An 18,766-nucleotide genomic window follows, 5' to 3' on the forward strand; every position below is an offset into this window, starting at 1 on the left:
AAGATCCGGTACCGGTAGGGACGTTCACGTCTTCAGTCGATGCCGGCGGGAGTTGTTATGTCTAGTGTTTCTTGGAAACGTGAGTTATCAGGCCGCTTATTTGGCGGTTTGGAACATCAACGCGCTCGCGAAATTGTCCGGCCGACAGGAGGTATCCTTCGGGGTAAATTCCCCAGTCGTAAAACCGGTCGCATGGTGCATCACGAAGGCTTGTTAGAACGTGATGCCATCTACTTGTTTGAAACCTCTCCACTCATCGAAAGTTATAGCGAGCAACCTGCCACTATCTATTTTCCAGATGGGAAGCGGCTACGCCGCTATACGCCCGACTTTGCTCTTGATTTGAAAAATGGTGATCACGTTCTGGTTGAGGTCAAGTCGGTACGCAGCCTCAAACAAGTCAAAATTCGCCACAAGCTGGCGCAGGTCGAGATGTTTCTGCAGAAACAAGACCAAGTGTTTCTGATCCTGACAGATGCAGAGATTCGCCAGCAGCCTCGCCTGAATAATCTCAAGTGGCTCTATCAGCAAACACCAAAATCGATTCCTTCATTCGTCAAAAGTCGTATCGCCGTTGACCGTCTGGCAAAGCAGTTTCCGATGCCTATCCAACAGGCTCGTTCTCTCTTAGCAGACCAAGATTGTGATCCTTTCAGCTTGCTGTTGGGAGGTTGGTTGCACTGCGCGCTGACCGACACCGTGGACTACGAAACTTCTCTTCAATTGAGCATGGAGCATGATCATGACTGGTTTTACATTACGCAGCGGCATGGCTTTTGAGTGGAATGGGGTGGCTCATCGGATTGAGCGCCTTACACCTCAACAACAGGTGCTGGTACTACGGGAAATTGATGGACAGATCGGTATCTATGCTCGCGAAGAGCTGCTGACAGCCTACCGAGATGGGTGCATACAGATCGCCCAAACGGCTGTTCCTAAGCAAAAAGTGCGGGCCTTTAGCAGACCGTTGGCAGATTTACCGCCTCACATGAAAACCGAAGTATCTCGCCGTCTTGCTTACTTGCAGGCTCTTGAAGCAATGGGCTCATTTGTGACTACACCTCACTGCCTGAAACCTGTGATTGAGCAAGTTGCAAGCAGATTGCAGGATTCGAGCCCACCATCGACTACAACCCTCTATCGTTGGCATCGACGTTTCCAGATAGCCCAAGATGTTAGGGCATTGATCCCTCGCTATGACCGCAGGGGTAGTAGTGCCTTGCGCCAGCCAGACAAGGTTCTTGAGCTGTTTACCCAGGCTGTACAGGAAGCCTTCGACGCGAGTCCAGCGGCAAACGTCCGAAGCATCTATGACCGACTGAGAGGTAAGGTAGACCGTGAGAATCAGCTGCGGCAGGATGCATACAAGCTTGTCTTGCCAACACTTCGCACAGTTTATCGGATGCTGCGTCGTGTTGAGGCTTATGACTTCTCTGTTCTGAAAAACGGCCAAACTGCTGCCGACAAACGTTTCCAAATCTTCAAGAAGGGACCAAAGGTCGAACACATCCTGCAGCGTGTTGAAATTGACCACACCCCGCTCGACTATTTCCTGATCGATGATCTTTCCCGGCTGCCACTTGGACGGCCAACCTTGACTATTCTGATCGATGTTTATAGCCGCTTTCCAATTGGCTATTTCATCAGCTTCGGCACGCCATCCGTGGAGGCCGTCGTTGCAGCTCTTCGGCACGCCATCCTGCCCAAGAGGCCAGCAACTCCCGTCGTACCTGATGTCACGGTTGAACATGCCTGGCCTTGCTATGGCCTGATCGGAGAACTGGTGTGTGATAACGGACTGGAGTTTCATGGCCCCACGCTGGAAAGCATCGCGCTAGATCTTGGAATTGTTCTGTTGTTTTGTCCCAAGCACCAGCCGCGCTTCAAGGGTGTCGTCGAGCGTTTCCTCAAAACCGTCAACTATAACTTTGCCCACCAGCTACCAGGAACCAGCCTGGCTCGTTTTACCCAGCGCGGTGACTACGACCCGCAAAAGCATGCGGTGTTGACGCTAGGGGAGTTTACACACATGTTCGAAAAGTGGTTGCTAGACATATACGCACAGACCGTGCATCGCGGCATCCAAACCACTCCATGGGCCAAGTGGCACGAAGGGCTGGAACGCATGACGCCGGAGCTGCCTGGCAATATAGAAGACCTGCGCACTCGGATAGGTAAGGTAGATATCCGCAAGTTGCGGCAGGATGGTATCCATTTGCAGGGCATCCGCTACGCTGGCCCCACCTTGGAGCCGATTCTACGCTCCTGGGGTAGCGGCACCCCGGTTCGCATCGTCTATGACCCCAGTGATCTAGGCTCAATCCTGGTGTGGTCACCTGGAGAGGAAGATCCTGTCGTTGTCGAGGCGGTTGACCCCGGTTATGCCAAAGGTCTGACAGAGTATCAGCACAAGTTGATACGCGAGATGATTAAGGAAAAAGGTGAAACGGCCAGTAATGCCCAAGCTCTTGCAGAATCTCGCTTCCAACTCGCAACGGCAACCGATGAGCTTGTGCGCAGCCGCAAACTACGCCAGCGCAAGAAGGGTGCGCGAATCAACGGGGCCAGTAGTGCACAGCCTGAAGCTCGTATGTCAGCACCGCTGCCTGCGAGAAAAACGTCTCCTAAACCCCCAGTTATCAATCCAGAAAAATCATTCGCCCCTTCTAAATTGCCGACTTTCCATCTCGATCAGAAAAAGGATAGGCAATGATGCAAGACGAATTTTCGGCACTGACTCAGTTCAGCCAAGAATACTTGAGCTTCCCTCCATTCCTTGCCGCTTTTGAGGAGATTGAGCGATCCATCCAACTCTATCGCGCAGGCGCCATAACCCAGCATCTGCTGGTCACCGGGGAGTCCGGGACTGGCAAAACGACCTTGTGTCGTTTAATCAGCCAGAAATACCCACGTGTTGTCCTACCAGAACGCGACGTACAACCAGTGCTTTACATCTCTATCCCACCAGCAGCCACCATCGTCAGCGTGTCAGAAGCCATGCTGGCCAAGCTAGGGGACCCCAATCCGACGCTTGGTACCAGCTCCACCAAAACGGCCAGGGTTGTCCGGTTGGCACAGGCTTGCAGTGTTGAATTACTGCTTCTGGACGAGGCCAATCATATTCAGGACCGAGGGCAATCACCAACACAGTACCTAGTAGGCGACTGGATCAAGGGTTTAATGGATGGCCTACAGATCCCCGCCGTGCTACTGGGATTACCACGCGTGGAGAGCCTTCTCAGAGTAAATGAGCAGTTACGGCGGCGCTTCACGCGGCGAATGCGGATGGAGCTTGGACAAAGCCCTGAAAAGAGCATCGAACAGGAGTGCCTAGAGCTCTTTTATACACTGATACATAGCATGCCGATTCCATTTTCCATCGGTTCTGAAAGCTGGGATGCACTCGCTCATCGCTTGTATTTTGCAACCGATGGGCGAGTCGCTTACCTGAAAAAATTACTCACCGGTGCAATCCGGCTGAGTTTTGAATTAGACCTCAGTGAAATCAGGTGCCAAGAACTGGCTCAAGCATTTGAAGCAGAAATCTGGCCCCAGGGCATTGGCCCTCTCAATCCCTTCAGTCATGACTTCGCATTTCGCCGGCTTGATCGGCAGGGTGAGCCGTTTGAGCAAGGGGCAATAGCCTCTAGGCCAGGAACACGGAGGGCGTATGCTAAGCAGATCTAACTATCCGATTCGGCCTACGCCGCACCACGATGAAAGCATTGGTGGATATCTATGCCGTCATTTCGGCCTGAATGGGCACCGAGTACCCAGTGAACACAACAAGGTGCTTCGTGCTTTCTATCGTGCTCCGTTTGCCCAGGAACAAACTGGATACACAGTACGATTGATGCAGTTCCTAGCAGTACCAACTGACCAGCTCTGGATACAGCAACACCTCAATTGGTTACGAGAAGTACCCCTCCTGTCCCCTGTTCAGCGGCTTGGCATTCCAAAGGTCTGCCCTCTCTGTCTTCAGCAACAAGGGTACTACCATGCGCATTGGGACCTACCCTTTGTTAATGCATGCACGATCCATGGTTGTCGCCTTGAAAGCCAATGTACATGCGGGATGGCATGGACATGGCCTCGACTTGGGCCCGGATGGAGATGTTACTGTGGCCAATCTGCTGCTGAGTTACCTGTATGCAAAGCTCCTGCCTACCAACTGCAGCTAAGTACAAAAATCATCCGACAAGCACAGGACCAGCCAGCAGGGCTAGGCCCACTATACAAGCTACTTCACCAATTAGATCGACTACATTTTGCAGTAACACAAGTAACGGGAAAAGCGCATGGCGATCAGGATTATCGGCAAGCTGTCGTTTCACACTATATGTCTCACTGGCCAGATAGATTCGTCCACATGCTGCGGCAGCAATTGCGCGCAACATTTCGCTCCAGAAGGAATGAGCTCTTTGTATATGTAAAGGCTGACTCAGCTCTGCATCAGTTATACAAGCGACTAGAACGTACGCTGGCCCCGGATATCTGGATAGCGCTAGCTGAAAACTTGGCGTCACCTGTACCGCTGTTCATTCCACAAGTCATCGGTAACCCAGGCATTTCAACCACCGAGCGGAATCGCCGACTGCAAAAATTCTGCCGATGGTGGCGACTTGCAACTGATCTGATCACTCCGGCAACGAAATCTACTCTTCCGGCGCAGGATCACCTTAGTGTCAGGATTTCAGGCCCAGTACACACCACCCACTTGCTCGCCTTGCTTCATGCATGGATGGAGGCTGCTGATCGCGAGTTGCTGTCGTTCCCATTCCTACCTCTGATTAAACAGCTCTCACTAGACTCCATGCCTGACAAGGCATCCCCTATGGATTTGCTTTCTTGGCTATCCAGACAACTTGGAGCCTTCAACCGATCCACATTGGAAAAAATGAGCATGCAATCTACCGCGATTCTTGAGCAAGGTGCGACCTATGCTTCACTACAGATTGACTATTCGGCATCCGTCACATATCACCCTTGGCAAACGACACCGCAAATGGAAGCTGCCAGTACGCATCCGGCCAATCAGTGGAGAGTCTGGTGTTAGCTTCCTGACTAGGCTCGCTTGGGCCAATGGCTATGAATCGTTTAATCCCCTGCTGGGCAGACTGGTATCACTGATGGAACAACCTGCCCAGCTGCGGGCCTTGCTACATCTATCTCAGGAGGAATGGCAAAGATTGTATTTGCCTTGGCCCAAGCGTGTCCGGCCAACTGATGCGCAAGTACCAGATCAACGCGACCTAGCGATCAATTACGCCACGACGCGTTGGTGTCCCATCTGCATGCGTAGTAAGCCCCATCTAGATGCGCGCTGGAGCATTCGCCTGTACTGCATCTGTCCCAACCACCACAACCTGCTGATGGATGCCTGCCCAGAATGCGGAACCATGTTGTCTGCCGGGCAAGTCCTGAGTGGCCACTGCCACTACTGCGGACAATCTCTGGCCGAAAAAGTCTTTGAGGCGTCCGACGCCATCAAGATGGTCCAAAATACGTTTCAATGCTCGGTGGAGCGTGAAAACCAAATACCCATTTCGATCACGCCACAAGGCTGGGCGCGACTGATCCATCTTGTCGCCAATATCGAACTTAGAGCGCAAGGACAGAAAACCGGGCAACTGGCACAGCTGCATCGTATATCGGTACTGGCAGAGGTCTGTCACAAGCTCGGCTCATTGCTGGAAAACTGGCCCGACAACTTTCACCCTTGGCTAGACAAGATCAAAACCTCCGCGCCCAGCTCGTTCAGTCTGCGCCGCAGCTTCGGCCGCCTTTATCACTGGCTATACGTGGAACTGGACTCGCCCGAGTTTGACTTCCTACGCGAAGCATTCGAGGTATACCTGAAACAGCATTGGGAAGCCCCCATTACCCTACGCAATCATTGGCAAACGGAACTGCATGGGCAAGGCAACTGCATCACCATTCAGGAGGCTTGCCTGAAGCTACACGTGACACCGGCCGAGCTGAAACGGCTGCATGCTGCCGGCAGGTTGCAGGCCAACATCGTCACCAGCCGAAGCGGACGACAATTCTGGTCAATCCCCGAAGCACAGTTACCCCTTGTCAGGATAGAGCTAAGTGAAGGCCTTACCCTGGAAGCGACCGCCAAGTATCTCGGGCTCAGCAAAACCAGAATCCGACAGCTGGTTGCTTCACAGGTACTGCTCCCGCAATTCACTCCTGGCGAGCATGGCGCAAGCGTCTGGCGGTTTGCTTTGGACTCGCTGCGGGTACTGGTGGCGCACTGCCAGATACGGGGCATTGCGCCTTCATCTGCCCATCCCACCATCTCGCTGAACAATGCCCTGAAGACCATGCGGATTGACGGACGATGTTTTGCCGCTTTGCTACGCGCCATCATGAAACGCGAGGTATTGCTTGTAGAAGACATTACAGAAGCAAGCAAGCTCGGCCGCATCCTTCTCGACAAGCGAAGTCTTGATGACTGGTTATCGGCCTATCGGATCAAGCACGCGGGATTACTGACGATTCCAGAGGCGGCAAAACAGTTGGGAATCAAGGAGCAGGTTGCGTATCACTTGGTGCGACGACGATTACTGGCATCGACCATCCGCAATCAGACCCAACTCTGGATCACTGCGGAAGCTGTTGCGAATTTTGAACAGCAGTATGTGGCGCTCAGCACGCTGGCACGAGAAGCCAAAACATCACCGAAAGCGCTGCTTGCAAAGCTCGCCATCAAACCCATCACCGGGCCGACCGTAGACGGCTTCCGGCAGTACTTCTACCGGAAAGCAGACTTGCAAAAGTAGTCTCGGTTCTTCGGCTGACGGGGCTTATGGTGGGTTTGAGGATAGCAATCAGGATTTCTTGCCTAATCGATCTCAGGTTGGACAACATCCGGAACCGTAGGTGGAGCAATCTTGCTGATGAGTGTTTTCCAGCAATTTTGATCTTTTAGAACGCAACGATGCCTATGATGCATAAACCCATCTTTGACATGTCCGATAATTCCATTATCATATTGAATTTTCAATAAAAATTCTTACCGGGTTCCATCTTGATATGAAAGGTTGGCCACCCACGGGAGTGAATGCCATCCAATCATCTCCAGATGACCACCATACGTGGATTTTGTTAGGGCCGTTGCCTGCTCTCGGCCGTAGACCGCGCAGAATGTGAATAGAACACGTAGCAGCCAAAGGTGACCAGAGAACTACAGGTTCTGTTGTCATGGCTCGTTTGTCCCGCTGAGCACGATCACTCCCTACAGCACAGCTGTACCGCACCATGGCAAGTGTTGATATTTTGAAGAGATACGTCATCTGGGCATTCATTCGCACAGCCAAACACAAACTAAACACCCATCTTTACACATGGTGTAAAGATGGGTGTTGACCAGCAGGAAAACTGATTGTAGAGTACAACTATGGATGTTGAATTCGACGATAAAAACCTTGATCGCCTTGAGACCGATTCACAGTTTAGTGGTGGATTCTCTCAGGAGATCGTGCGTTCATACAGAAAACGAATGCAACAAATTCGAGCATTCAAAGATGAACGAGATTTCCTGGCTATTCGGTCCCTAGGATACGAAAAGCTGAAGGGTGATCGACTAGGACAATGTTCTATTCGACTTAACTTGCAATGGCGACTGATCGTTGAAATCAGAGGAGATCATCCTTGCAAAGTTGTCGGAATCATTGAGATCGTTGACTACCACTAGATGTTGGAGATTTACATGAACGCACGCGTACCTGCTGAAGTTTTCCCTCCAGGAGAATTCCTGCGGGAAGAGCTGGAGGCGCGAAACTGGCGGCAGCAAGAATTGGCCGAAATATTAGACCGTCCAGCTCGCCTAGTGAGTGAAATTATTGCGGGCAAGAGAGCTATTACGCCCGAAACAGCTAAAGGGCTTGCAGAAGCTTTTGGAACATCACCTGACTACTGGATGAATCTTGAAAGTCAATACCAATTATCCAAGGTTAGATCTCAAGATAATTCCGTTGCAAGACGAGCATTCTTGTACGAGCGCTTTCCAGTACGAGAAATGATTCGTAGAGGCTGGGTTCGTGCAAGTGATAGTATTGATGTACTAGAGAAGCAGTTCTGTGAGTTTTTTTGTGTACCTAGTATTGATATTGAGCCAGATCTTTGCCACAACGCAAAAAAGACTAACGCGTGGGATTCAGCCAGTCCATTGCAGGTTGCTTGGTTATTTCGTACAAAACAACTGGCATCGAAACAAATCATTCCTGTTTACTCAAAGAAAAAGCTTATTGATTCTCTAGATAAGCTGAAAAGCTTAACATTATCACCAGAAGAAGTACGGCACGTTCCTCGTATACTTGCCGAGGCCGGGGTTCATCTCATAATTGTTGAGCCTTTAGCTGGGTCAAAAATTGATGGCGCATGTTTCTGGATAGATGATAAAAAACCCGTTATTGGAATGACATTGCGATTCGATCGCATTGACAATTTTTGGTTTGTTCTCCGCCATGAGATAGAACACATTCTCAGAGAGGATGGCAAAAAGAACAACCATGTCATTGTTGATTCCGATATTGGGAATCATGAAGATAATCTTCCTGAAGAAGAAGTAATAGCAAATAAAGCTGCTGCTGAATTCTGCGTACAAGGGGAACAGTTAGACAACTTTATCGCACGTGTTCAGCCATATTTTTCTGAAGACAAAGTTTTACGATTTGCACAGAGAATTGAAGTTCATCCTGGCCTTGTTGTAGGCCAACTTCACCATAGACTAAACCGGCATGATTTTTTGAGAAAGTATTTAGTTAAAGTTCGTGCATTGATTCTTCCTACAGCAGACGTAGATGGCTGGGGAATGATTTCTGAATAGAAATGGAAAGGTCGGAGCGAAAATGACTGCGTATGCAAATCAGATGAAGGCTTATATTGAGAAATATATGGCAGAATCCGGTAATGAAGGTCTTCTAGATCCTCATGCAGTGGCTGAATGGGCCTATCATCGTGGTTTGCATAAGCCTAGTGTCAGAACAATTGTGGATGCAATTGCATCTGATATTGCAAGATTTTTTCGCGAAGAGTATAGAACAAGCCCAAATGGCCAACGCTATAGAGCAAAGCATGCCGTACGAGTCAAAACAGGAGACAAAACTATGTCTCTCTGGGCCGATATGGATGATCAAAGGGCCCCTCGAGAGCATTTTGTCAGATCTTTTGCTCAGAGGCGCCAACAAATCGTCGGTGACTGTTTTCAGCTAAAAACAGACGTGGATGTTTATAATGGAAAATTCCCGTCTCAAGCACCTATTCAAATTCCTTTAGATTTCACTTATGACGTTGAGGAACTACAACTTCCTATAAACGGAAAGAAAGCCGCGTAGCCTAGTTATCTTGGCAAGAGTGATATATGTCATTATTCTTGCCAATTAAAAAATCGTAGTAAAAATTATTGGATATCAAGGATTAATACCGTGTAGCGGCGCTGGTCCCTTATCAGCTTTCACTTGGCCATTACTGTTTGTAGTGGCCACGCATCTCAGGAGAGTGAATTAGGTTGCCGCTCGCATACTGCGGTCGATATCCCGTTCGACGTCCCCCAGATTTGGGAAGCACACACTGTTCCTGCCCGTACTGTAGTCTTCTATGTTGCCCTGACCGTGACTCCGAATCCAATTCCTAGCGACACCCCTCCAGGCAAACCGCTACGTAAACGCAAGTCCAACGCCGAGATATGGGCCGCCTCGTTGAAGGATTTGGCATCCCGTTTACTGGCCATAGCGCCCACTCAAGTGCCTGTGGTTATCGATCACTACTCGGCACGACTCTGTAAGCTATTGTCGGAACTGCGATCTCGGGAGTTTGCCGTCGATCGGGTGTGTAAACGGATGAACAAGGCTTTGTCTAAGGGGGATATCGGAAGTTATATCAACGACGCCTGCGAGCTGGCCGTAGTGAGCCACTTCTTGGATCGCTTTCCTGAGAATTTTCGCTATCAAGTGCCAGTGGAGGCTGGTAATCAGGGCACACCAAAGAATTTCGATTTCTCCTTCTCTGCAGAAGGCTTCGAGTTCAATGTCGAAGTGAAGTCCTTCACCCCGGAACCTATGGATCGACCAAGACGGCTTGTTAAGTCGTTCTTGCCGCGCAACTGGACCCATGAGCTTGTCAATCAAGGCGCCGAGTTCGAGGCCAACTGCATGCCAGCCATCACTCGCTTGATGACCACAGCTTCCGCGCAACTTCCGCGCAGCAACGGTGCACACAACGTGATGTTGCTGTGCTGCAACGATCTGGACGAGTTCGCAGATGTCTTGACGTGCCTTATCGGCCCACACGGCATATGCCACTCGACTGAATCGAATGGACTTCTGCCAGGCCTATCGAAGTTTCTACACATCGACACGGTCGTGATCTGCCACCTGGGATTTCAACATCTGTGTGTCTTGGAGCCTAACCGCCGAAGCAAGTTCTGCCCCAATGGCTCCGCCGATATGGATGGGGGCCAAGCTTGGACATACCCGAGTGCCCTTCCCATTTCTGTAAACTTGAGGCGCATACCGCTTGCCGATGCTCAGGCTTTGGCTCTGGGCCGGGCCTTCAACCTCCACGACGTCTACTTTTATTCCCGCCTTGATTCCATCGGCAGCAATTGCCAAGAGGCATTGTTCGACATCTTCAATACGCTGACACGTTCACTGGCCGTACAGCGGGAATGCTCATGACAGATTCACTGAGGGCGTCATCACGCAATCACACAGCTGCCATGACAGGCGGCAACTACTGCTCAGCCGTCATTTACGGCGTGCGGATGAATTTCCACTTTGAGTCGATTGTGGCGTCGAAAGGCTGCTTCGGGCTTGATCATCAACCGGCTGCTCTTTGCCGACCTCAAACAGAGTGTCAGCTTCAGACCTAGGTGCATATGTCACAGCTATTGTGTTTGGGTGGAATGACTGTCTGTCAGTGGTAACTATATACGGATGTTGGTGTCCATATAAAGTCTGTTAACCAATTAGGAGGGTAGATGAATTTAAAACCACCATTTCCAACTGATAATATTTATAAATTCTATGCGCTTTTTGGCTTAGCATTATTCATTACCTCTATTCTATCAATTTTGTACATAACAAACGTTACTAATGAAATAGTATTTCAAAACGCAGTTGAATATGAAAAAATAAAAAATGATCCACATCCGAATGCGGTAGATCTGATTAAGAAGAAGGTTATTGAAAGAAAAGTGGAAATAGCAAAATCTGATAAAGATTTTGAGAGTAGAGCAGTTGGAGTTCTTGCTGGAGTAGCGGTATTGTTAATGCTGTATGGATTTCATCGTTGGCATACCGTAATTCAACCAAAGCAAGATGAACTTTTAGAACTACAAATAAAAAAAGCAAAGCTTGAGTTGAGGCGGAGAAAGTAAAGACTTATTTTTTGTATGCTTTAGCTAGAGATATCACATGCTTTTGCTTCGCACTGGTTATTGATTTGTTTTTAACGCGATGCAATAAAGCAATAACATTCGTGCTGGCTGGAGACTGACACAGTAGTAGTAGGGGGAATAGTTAGGTTATGCATCCACGCTCGGCAGCATGGTGATGACCCACTGTGTCGTTTGTAGCCAGCGTTAGGCCCATTACCACTGAAACAGCCTCTCTGAAGATTTCACTCCTTTGGACATTTGGTGAGTTAGTAATAAATCCAATGAATGCTGATGTAGAACTGCGAGCGCTACAGTGAGAGCTTCGACTCTGATTTATTGTAGTCTACAAGGCTATCTGGTCGATATTTCATAACTATTTTCATTGCAATTTCTGACCATCTTTTGTTTTTTGCTAGTGCGCTTTCACTTTGATAATTTTTCTCTCTTCTTATTGTGTTAAAAAAATCATTGTTATAGTAAGAAATAGTTTTCCGATATATTACTTCCCCAAGTGGTTCTTTATGGTATCTGGCGATACACAGGGTGATTGTGTTTGGTTCGCCAGAGAGGTCGTTGCCTTTTCGGTGTTGAGGAAAGTAAAAGCGAATGCCCGACTTGAATGGGGCAAGCTGTGTGCTTTGGATTTTGCAGTCTGCATTTATTTTAAACCAGCCAAACTTATCATTGTTTATGGCTTCAATGAGTTTATTGTCATTGACTATTTGTCCCCATAAGTTTTGGTTTTCTGACCAGTAAATAACTGCATAAGGAAGATTGGCAGGTTGTACACCTTTGCTCTTGTAAGCCTCTCTTGATATAAACTCCTCAATTATTCTCTCAAAAAGCGTTTGGCCCACTGTTACCCCAATGCAAGTCGCAATGAGATCTCGCACAACCGCAGCCTGTTCAACAAGTAGACGAAGGATTTCTTTATTGAATTCATCGTTTCCACGATGCTCTCTCGTACCTATTGATATCTTTCCCCGAAGAGAGCAGGTTGAATAGCTAATCGGATTTGAAAGTGCGAGGCCGGGCACATCGAAAATATAGTGCTTCCCAAAAGGTCTTAGAGGGTAATTTTTGTTTTCGCCATCAATAGGTCCAAGATTGCGTATTTCAATTGGGTTGTTACATTCGGGACATACAGCTAAAAAGAGAGGCTTGCCGCTTTTTGTTTTTGCTGAATATGGGGGGCGCCGCTGAGTTCTAGTAAAGTAACTTACTTCCGTTAGTTCGAAATAATCTTGTCTACTGGGAGCTAGCTTGAATATGTCCATTCTGCTATCCTGTGGGATGCTGGCTTGTCAGTGCTTCAATAGAAGCTAACGTAAAATGGAATAATTAATCCAATGATAGTGCATTAAGGCTATAAATTAATCTGGAAAAGCTGGCTATTCAAATAGCATTTTAGCTATGCAAGGCCCAATATTCGTGCGAGACGTTCAAATTCAGAAAATTGATGCTGTCTTATGGCATCAATAAGCTGGGAAATTTGATTTTTTTGCATATTTTTAAATTCTGGACGCCTGCGACGGAGAATAGTCGTTAAAGCTCGAGTTTCTAACCTAGGGTGTGAGGTGACAACATGCATGATCGCGTCAAGAGGCTTGGTTGCAAAAAGCGCAGTTTGACCTGCGCGACGACGCTCAACTCCCATAAGGGTTGAAAGTTTGCATGTTTTGATTACCGCAAGCCCACGATTTCTATGAGCAATATCTCCGATGGCCTCGAAGATTAACCCTTCGTGGATTTGCAAATGATCTGAGTAGCGATGAAAGTAAGGGTGAACCCAAAGATAATCATGACCATTAGAAGGTAGTATGGTTTTTGTTATTAATGGACGAAGAAGAGGATTATGGTCTCCCTTATTTCGATTGCATCGTTTGCAGCAAGCAACCAAGTTCATTCGCTCATAGGTAAATTGCTTGAAGTCAGGGAGGCCTTTAGGCAAAATGTGATCTACTTCGTGGTGCCCTAATTCTTCAGAAATCTGTCTTCGACAGTAAGCACACGCTGAGTATTGTTCCCGCAACAACCACTTGCGCAATCGTTCTCTTGTCAACGCCAGCGTTTTCTTGGTCCAGTCACTGCTTTTGCCTTTGAAGTATTTCATGACCGCTGCTCTATCTTCAGCTGTCCACGCGCATGCAGGAAGTTGCTCGAATCCAGCCACCTAAATTACTCCACTTATCCCAGAAATCTTAATGATCGAATTAATAACCTGCCTGGCAAAATCTTCTTCTGGAAATGTTTTAAGAAGTGGAGTCAGCCGTTTCGCCAACGTAATGATCTGACTTTTATTACCTGAAACGCCTGCTGCGATTAGTGAGAGAGCGTTTTCGATATCCTCGACCACGGTGGTTGAGCGTGTGCTTTCTAGGCCAAAAATATCCTCAAGAACATCATTCGCTTGCCATCCCATTGGGATGTCAATCATTTCGCAATCGATCAGCCCTTCATTTCGAAGACGAAGCCCAACTAAGTCAGCTTCGCCCGTCATAAGACTGCTCACGATTAGAGGTGAATGCGTCGCTAGTACAACGTGACAGTTCTGATGTTCGGACAGTGCTTGTACTAGTTCATGAAGATATTCACGCTGCCACGCTGGATGCAATGCGCTCTCAGGCTCATCTACTAAAATAAGAGTTCGATCAGAGGCTGTAAGTGCTAGGGTTGTGAGCGATGAGAAGAGCCCCCATTGGCCGGCACTGAATGAGTCGATTGTGGCTTGTTTGTAATCTGTATGTAGGGGGTCGAACTGTAGTTGGCTAAGTGAAACATAGCCCACATTTAGAGCGAAACGGATTATTTTCGGATCAATTCCTAGGGACGTGTCTAAGCCGTTGACAAGATCAACAAAGACGTGAGGATTCTCGCGATTTGGTTTAGACAGCATTTTTGGGATCGTACGGTTCATGCCTTCCATTGCACGAAGTATGAACGAGTTTGACAATGCTTCTTCAATCTCTTCACGTCCATACTTTGATATCCGATTTGATGTCCGTGGATCATCGAGAAGTTTTTGCAGATACTCCAGGGGGCTGATATCTGCGCCAGAAGAGCCTGAAGAGAAAGCCCTCCGACGGAGAAATGCATTGAATCGGAGTGGTATGTGTGTTTTCTCAGAAAGCTTAGCCAGAAACTTTAATGTCTTATTAGAGATATTGGGATTAGCAAGAATACTGGCAAAAAGAACCTCTGCACTCTGGTGTCGGCTAACTATATTGCGTGCTGTGCGCGGGCCAATGTACTCGTATTCTGGAACGTCATACCGTGTTCGAAGGCCCACTGGACCAAAACGTTGCTTTGAAGGGAAGCGGTCGTTAGGGACTGAAGAAACTGCGATTACCCGTGAAGGAGGAGCATCACTCCATACAGCGTTGACACTGATAGTCTTGGAGTTGCGGGATCCAATAGAACTAGTGAGCGCATCATCCAATAACCCACGAAGGATCGTGCTTTTCTGCGTGCCGTTGATTCCAAGTAGAACAGTAATGCGATTTTTGTTTTTTGAATTGGGTGGTAAGGCAACGATCCGGTTTTGGTCGCGTGGCAAGTTGAATGAGCGCAAGAGCGTCATTTGTTTTCTAATTTAATCCTGTTAGGTTGTTCGGGATTGATTGGCCCCGGAATATCAAGGTAAGAGGCCTGCTGGTAAGTGTTAGCCCACTGGAGCATCTGTAGAATAGATGTCCGTTTCCTGCGAGCCTAGGATTTTAAAACGTCTATGATCGATATAGTTGACCAATATAAATAGCACTTCATTACTTCGTGTCCAAGTTCATGAGCCGGAGTAAACTGGGGTCACCTTTGTGATGCTAAGATGCTATTGTACTGAGTCGATGCTACATTCGCTTATGAGCTGTGTCAAAACCTTGGATCGTATACTTCCTCGTTCTCTAGCCCCTTCTGGCGCAGGCAGGGGAACAACCACACAGTCTTGTAGAAGCCCCCTGTTTGGCTATTTACTCTCGCTCTTGATTTCGAGTATCAGTCGTGATCGCCTCCATGACTGAAGCGAGTTCTTCCGACAGGTCTTTGTGATGGCGCTTCAGGTAGTCCGAAACGGCCTCGTTGCGCATCAGCCGTGAGATATAGCCTTTAGCAACGACCAGCACCAGCATGGTCTCACCCAGCGTCTCTTCCACAAGCTGGTAATCGTGGTGGAGCTTTTCCATCTCACGCTCCATGTGAGCGATGTCTTCCGATGTAACCTCTGAGTGTTTGGTCTTCTTCTTGTCGATCAACTGCTCTGGCCGGGTTGCCACCAGAATCATGTCGATATAGCTTTGGGTGTACCGGTTGGCCGAGAGCATCATCTCGGCCGCTTCTATCTGGCGCATCGGTTTCATTTTGCGTAGTACGCGAAACACATGCTGGCCGATCATCTTATCTTTGAGCAGCTCGACCACTTCCGGGGCGATGCCGTCCAACAGGTGCTGGCGTTCATGGATGCGATCGACATTGACATTGAGCACCTGAGCGATGCGTTCGGCCGGCACCCCTTTCTTGATCGCGGTGAGGATCATCCGGTGTTCCTGGACCGCACTGACCCGGTTGATCTGGCGGTTGTAGGTGAACCCTTCGTCGTCAGTGGATACCAGGCAAACGACTTCCTGATCACCCAGTTCCTTCAGCGCTTCCAACCGTAAATGGCCATCCAACAAGATGAAATGCTGGGCATCGCCGTTAACCCGCTTCTCCGGGTGGACAGCGAGCGGCTCGATGATGCCGAGTTCCCGGATCGAGGCCCGAATAGCTTGGTACTTGACCGACTTCAGCACGTCCTGGCTGACCAAGCGGGTCGGCAAGATATGCTGGATTGGCACCCGGATGGTTTCCGCCTCGAACCCCAAGCGCACCTGTGTCATGCTCGCCCCCCGCCACGTACCCGCTCCGCGAGCGGTTGCGGCATGTCCTGAATATTCTCGGCCCGGAGCAAGGTCAGGAAATGCTCGTCAGCCATCAGACGGCGCAAGGCGGTGGTGACGAACAGGAGGCGTTGGTCGTTGATCTCGGCCTTCTTGACCATCAGTCTTTGCCGCCGGACCTCCGCTTGGTAGGTTTTCACGAGCTTCTGCGGGGAAACATCCTTATTGCCGCGGCGGTGCCATCCTCTCCGATAGCCTTTACCGAATGCGTTCCGTTGCATGATCAGCCGCCGGACCCGCATCAACTGCTCCCCTTTGAGCATGCCTGTTTCGTAGGCCTGCATCATCGAGGTTTGAATTTCGGCGTCGCCCGACCTAGCAATCTGAGCCGCCATATGGATCGACAGCCAGCCGCTCTCGACGGCACCGATCAACCGTTCCTCCCCCTGGCGCAGCAGATAGATGATGGTGTTGATGTAGCTGGGGTCCAGACCGGTCTTTTGCGCGATCTGCAAGTTGGTATAGCCCCGGTCCTCCAGTATCCGGACGGCATCCAGCAGGTCGTGGTTGGAATGCTTACGCCGGGCCAGGTTCTCCACCAGGCTTATCAGGTAACGGTCGACTTCGGAGGCCTGAACCACGACACAGGGAATCTCCTTCTCCCCCAGCATCTGGTAGGCCTCGTAGCGCCCCTGTCCGCAGATCAGGTCGTAGTTCTGCCCGGTCTCGTCCGTCCTTCTTTCCGCAACGGTGATCGGCCGTTTCAGCCCCAGGGTGGCAATGTTCTCCACTAGGCGGGCAAAAATCTTCTTGTTGCGCACGCGCGGGTTGAGCACCCGGATCCGATCCAACTCGATCAGATGGATCTCCGATTCACTGTTTAGGTGGTGCAGGGCAGGTGGCAGGAGTGTCATGACAGCATCTCCCGCAGGGAAGTGCGCTGCGCCAGAGCGAACAGGGGCTCCAGTGTGTCGAACCGGTAGATCTCCAACCCGGCTTCGTTTTGCTGTGCCAGCCTCAGCTTCGGCAGGGTCATATCGATCGCCGGCAGCAGGTAGTAATCCAATGCTTCGGTACCATCCGGGGACATGCGCACCGCGACGGTGATGTCCGGGAACAACCCGGTGTCGAAGCGAATGATCCAGCGGCTCGAGCCGGCTGGGGTTTCCCGGCAGCGGCTGAGCACCAGGGAAACGGTAAATTCCTCGTTGATGGTGAGCAGATCGGTTTCCGGGTCTTTCACAACCCGCCCGCCCAAAGATTCGATGTGCTCGATGGTTTCCTCGACCAGGTGGGGGTAACGCTCCCGCAGGCTGCGATTGATCTCAAGGTAGCTGAAATCCCGGTCCGGGGTGTAGCCGATCAGGGCATAGCTGCGCAGCAGGCTGCCGAACCGGCTCTGGTAGGCGCTGCTGGACGGGCAGTTTTCTGCCTCGTCGATCACCAGGCCGGACAGGTAACCCTGCTGCCGGTATAGCGTGCGCAGCACATCCAGCATTTCTTCGTCCGACAGGCGATACGAGCGGGACAGGATGATGGCCTGGGCCGCATCGAACAGGGTTTTGTTGACGATGGGTTCAAACGCCCCGTCAGCCCGTACCCATTGCTCCGGGTTGTTCCGCACGCGTTGGTTTTTCAGCTTGAAGGAACCGTGGTTCCAGACGTTGTTGCCGATGTACTTCTCGTTGATCAATACCTGGTGCACCGTACCACGTGTCCACGGCCGCCCTAGGTCAGTCGGTATGCCACGCTGGTTCAACAGGCCGGCGATTTCCCGTTCGCTATGCCCTTCCTCCACGAAGGCGCGGTAGATGTCTCCAACGGTGGCCACTTCTTCCGGCGGGCCCGGGATCAGGATGATCCGGTCCGTCTGGATGCTCTTGTGCTCTCCTCGTGTCAGCAGGGCTTTGGGTGCCCCGGTGTGATCGACCAACTGCCGGCGCAATCCATAGCCGGCAGGGCCACCTTGCCGGTAACCCAGCTCGATCAACCGAGCTTGGCCGGCAAATACCTTTACCGATAGCTCACGGCTGTATTCCCCAGCCATGGTGCGTTTGACGCTCTTGATGATGCTCGACACCGGGCTGCCGTCATTGACGAACTGCTCCGCACAGTATTGGACGGACACACCGGCATGCTTGCAGCGAATCTCGTAACTGGCACTTTCGTCGGGATCCTGAAAGCGCCCCCAGCGGCTGACGTCGTAAACCAGAATGGTTGAGTAATCGGCAGCCCCTGTCTCGACGTCATCCAGCAGGTTCTTCAGCGCATCCCGGCCATCCAGGCGCAAGCCACTTTTCCCCTCGTCAGCGTAAGTGCGGACAATCTCAATGTTTCGTTGCTGTGCGTACAGGAACAGGGCGGCCGCCTGGTTTTCTGTGGAGTACTGCTGGTGCTCGGTCGACATGCGGACATATGCCGCTGCCCTGACGGGGTAGGGGTATTGCGTCCTTGCTGTACCGCTGCTCGACAAGTGGTTCATGGCGAGCTCCTGCTTTACTGGCCTGTT

16 protein-coding genes are annotated in these 18,766 nt (G+C 50.2%); 10 read left to right on the forward strand and 6 right to left on the reverse strand.

All coding sequences use genetic code 11. The annotated features are described in order from the left end of the window. Positions 1-57 precede the first annotated feature (57 nt). The 10 genes from QVF59_RS10065 to QVF59_RS10105 all read left to right on the forward strand — a co-directional run bounded on the left by QVF59_RS10065 (position 58) and on the right by QVF59_RS10105 (position 11,386). Entirely contained in the window at positions 58-780 is a 723-nt protein-coding gene (locus QVF59_RS10065) for a TnsA endonuclease N-terminal domain-containing protein (protein ID WP_287879382.1), read from the forward strand. Next, complete coding sequence (locus tag QVF59_RS10070) at positions 743-2,713, forward strand: TnsB C-terminal domain-containing protein (protein WP_287879384.1); 1,971 nt, start codon at positions 743-745, stop codon at positions 2,711-2,713. Before QVF59_RS10065 ends, QVF59_RS10070 begins: the two co-directional genes overlap by 38 nt. Beyond that, the gene (locus tag QVF59_RS10075) at positions 2,710-3,687 is read left to right on the forward strand and encodes a TniB family NTP-binding protein (protein WP_287879387.1); all 978 of its coding nucleotides are present in this window, start codon (positions 2,710-2,712) and stop codon (positions 3,685-3,687) included. The genes QVF59_RS10070 and QVF59_RS10075 overlap by 4 nt, the downstream gene beginning before the upstream one ends. After that, positions 3,671-5,056 carry a TniQ family protein gene (locus tag QVF59_RS20925; RefSeq protein WP_502866805.1) on the forward strand — a complete coding sequence of 462 codons (1,386 nt, stop codon included), beginning with the start codon at positions 3,671-3,673 and terminating at the stop codon, positions 5,054-5,056. Before QVF59_RS10075 ends, QVF59_RS20925 begins: the two co-directional genes overlap by 17 nt. Further along, a complete protein-coding gene (locus tag QVF59_RS10085) occupies positions 4,941-6,788 on the forward strand; it encodes a TniQ family protein (protein WP_287879389.1) in 1,848 nt (615 codons plus the stop codon). Before QVF59_RS20925 ends, QVF59_RS10085 begins: the two co-directional genes overlap by 116 nt. A 617-nt stretch (positions 6,789-7,405) precedes the next feature. Continuing rightward, the gene (locus QVF59_RS20840) at positions 7,406-7,702 is read left to right on the forward strand and encodes a type II toxin-antitoxin system RelE/ParE family toxin (protein WP_353851335.1); all 297 of its coding nucleotides are present in this window, start codon (positions 7,406-7,408) and stop codon (positions 7,700-7,702) included. A 15-nt stretch (positions 7,703-7,717) separates the two neighbouring features. Continuing rightward, positions 7,718-8,836: a HigA family addiction module antitoxin gene (locus QVF59_RS10090; protein WP_287879391.1), complete on the forward strand. Its 1,119-nt coding sequence runs from the start codon at positions 7,718-7,720 to the stop codon at positions 8,834-8,836. 22 nt (positions 8,837-8,858) lie between these two features. Continuing rightward, positions 8,859-9,344 carry a hypothetical protein gene (locus QVF59_RS10095; protein ID WP_287879394.1) on the forward strand — a complete coding sequence of 162 codons (486 nt, stop codon included), beginning with the start codon at positions 8,859-8,861 and terminating at the stop codon, positions 9,342-9,344. Positions 9,345-9,467: 123 nt separating this feature from the next. Next, positions 9,468-10,685 carry a hypothetical protein gene (locus QVF59_RS10100; RefSeq protein ID WP_287879396.1) on the forward strand — a complete coding sequence of 406 codons (1,218 nt, stop codon included), beginning with the start codon at positions 9,468-9,470 and terminating at the stop codon, positions 10,683-10,685. Between the two features lie 302 nt (positions 10,686-10,987). Then, the gene (locus QVF59_RS10105; RefSeq protein ID WP_287879398.1) at positions 10,988-11,386 is read left to right on the forward strand and encodes a hypothetical protein; all 399 of its coding nucleotides are present in this window, start codon (positions 10,988-10,990) and stop codon (positions 11,384-11,386) included. Positions 11,387-11,694: 308 nt separating this feature from the next. Here the strand turns inward: QVF59_RS10105 and QVF59_RS10110 are convergent, their stop codons facing one another. The 6 genes from QVF59_RS10110 to QVF59_RS10135 form a co-directional block, all read right to left on the reverse strand. Next, positions 11,695-12,663 (reverse strand): hypothetical protein, encoded by a 969-nt coding sequence (locus QVF59_RS10110; RefSeq protein WP_287879400.1) that lies wholly within the window; start codon positions 12,661-12,663, stop codon positions 11,695-11,697. Between the two features lie 134 nt (positions 12,664-12,797). Next, complete coding sequence (locus QVF59_RS10115) at positions 12,798-13,499, reverse strand: HNH endonuclease (RefSeq protein WP_287879402.1); 702 nt, start codon at positions 13,497-13,499, stop codon at positions 12,798-12,800. A gap of 60 nt (positions 13,500-13,559) precedes the next feature. Next, complete coding sequence (locus QVF59_RS10120) at positions 13,560-14,966, reverse strand: ATP-binding protein (RefSeq protein WP_287879404.1); 1,407 nt, start codon at positions 14,964-14,966, stop codon at positions 13,560-13,562. A 385-nt stretch (positions 14,967-15,351) separates the two neighbouring features. Then, the gene (locus tag QVF59_RS10125) at positions 15,352-16,257 is read right to left on the reverse strand and encodes a plasmid partitioning protein RepB C-terminal domain-containing protein (protein WP_287879406.1); all 906 of its coding nucleotides are present in this window, start codon (positions 16,255-16,257) and stop codon (positions 15,352-15,354) included. Further along, positions 16,254-17,171, reverse strand: coding sequence for a plasmid partitioning protein RepB C-terminal domain-containing protein (locus tag QVF59_RS10130; protein WP_287879408.1), 918 nt, complete (start codon positions 17,169-17,171; stop codon positions 16,254-16,256). Before QVF59_RS10130 ends, QVF59_RS10125 begins: the two co-directional genes overlap by 4 nt. Next, positions 17,168-18,739 carry a recombinase family protein gene (locus QVF59_RS10135; protein ID WP_287879410.1) on the reverse strand — a complete coding sequence of 524 codons (1,572 nt, stop codon included), beginning with the start codon at positions 18,737-18,739 and terminating at the stop codon, positions 17,168-17,170. Before QVF59_RS10135 ends, QVF59_RS10130 begins: the two co-directional genes overlap by 4 nt. Positions 18,740-18,766 lie beyond the last annotated feature (27 nt).

This window comes from Aquitalea sp., from assembly GCF_030150775.1.
Taxonomy (GTDB): Bacteria; Pseudomonadota; Gammaproteobacteria; order Burkholderiales; family Chromobacteriaceae; genus Aquitalea; species Aquitalea denitrificans.

Excerpts from the sequence above, each read along its gene's own strand:
- QVF59_RS10070 (WP_287879384.1), top strand. The coding sequence starts at position 743 with ATGACTGGTTTTACATTACGCAGCGGCATGGCTTTTGAGTGGAATGGG.
- QVF59_RS10075 (WP_287879387.1), top strand. The coding sequence starts at position 2,710 with ATGATGCAAGACGAATTTTCGGCACTGACTCAGTTCAGCCAAGAATAC.
- QVF59_RS10065 (WP_287879382.1), top strand. The coding sequence starts at position 58 with ATGTCTAGTGTTTCTTGGAAACGTGAGTTATCAGGCCGCTTATTTGGC.
- QVF59_RS20925 (WP_502866805.1), top strand. The coding sequence starts at position 3,671 with ATGCTAAGCAGATCTAACTATCCGATTCGGCCTACGCCGCACCACGAT.
- QVF59_RS10090 (WP_287879391.1), top strand. The coding sequence starts at position 7,718 with ATGAACGCACGCGTACCTGCTGAAGTTTTCCCTCCAGGAGAATTCCTG.
- QVF59_RS10125 (WP_287879406.1), bottom strand. The coding sequence starts at position 16,257 with ATGACACAGGTGCGCTTGGGGTTCGAGGCGGAAACCATCCGGGTGCCA.
- QVF59_RS10105 (WP_287879398.1), top strand. The coding sequence starts at position 10,988 with ATGAATTTAAAACCACCATTTCCAACTGATAATATTTATAAATTCTAT.
- QVF59_RS10135 (WP_287879410.1), bottom strand. The coding sequence starts at position 18,739 with ATGAACCACTTGTCGAGCAGCGGTACAGCAAGGACGCAATACCCCTAC.
- QVF59_RS20840 (WP_353851335.1), top strand. The coding sequence starts at position 7,406 with ATGGATGTTGAATTCGACGATAAAAACCTTGATCGCCTTGAGACCGAT.
- QVF59_RS10120 (WP_287879404.1), bottom strand. The coding sequence starts at position 14,966 with ATGACGCTCTTGCGCTCATTCAACTTGCCACGCGACCAAAACCGGATC.
- QVF59_RS10095 (WP_287879394.1), top strand. The coding sequence starts at position 8,859 with ATGACTGCGTATGCAAATCAGATGAAGGCTTATATTGAGAAATATATG.
- QVF59_RS10110 (WP_287879400.1), bottom strand. The coding sequence starts at position 12,663 with ATGGACATATTCAAGCTAGCTCCCAGTAGACAAGATTATTTCGAACTA.
- QVF59_RS10085 (WP_287879389.1), top strand. The coding sequence starts at position 4,941 with ATGCTTCACTACAGATTGACTATTCGGCATCCGTCACATATCACCCTT.
- QVF59_RS10130 (WP_287879408.1), bottom strand. The coding sequence starts at position 17,171 with ATGACACTCCTGCCACCTGCCCTGCACCACCTAAACAGTGAATCGGAG.
- QVF59_RS10115 (WP_287879402.1), bottom strand. The coding sequence starts at position 13,499 with ATGAAATACTTCAAAGGCAAAAGCAGTGACTGGACCAAGAAAACGCTG.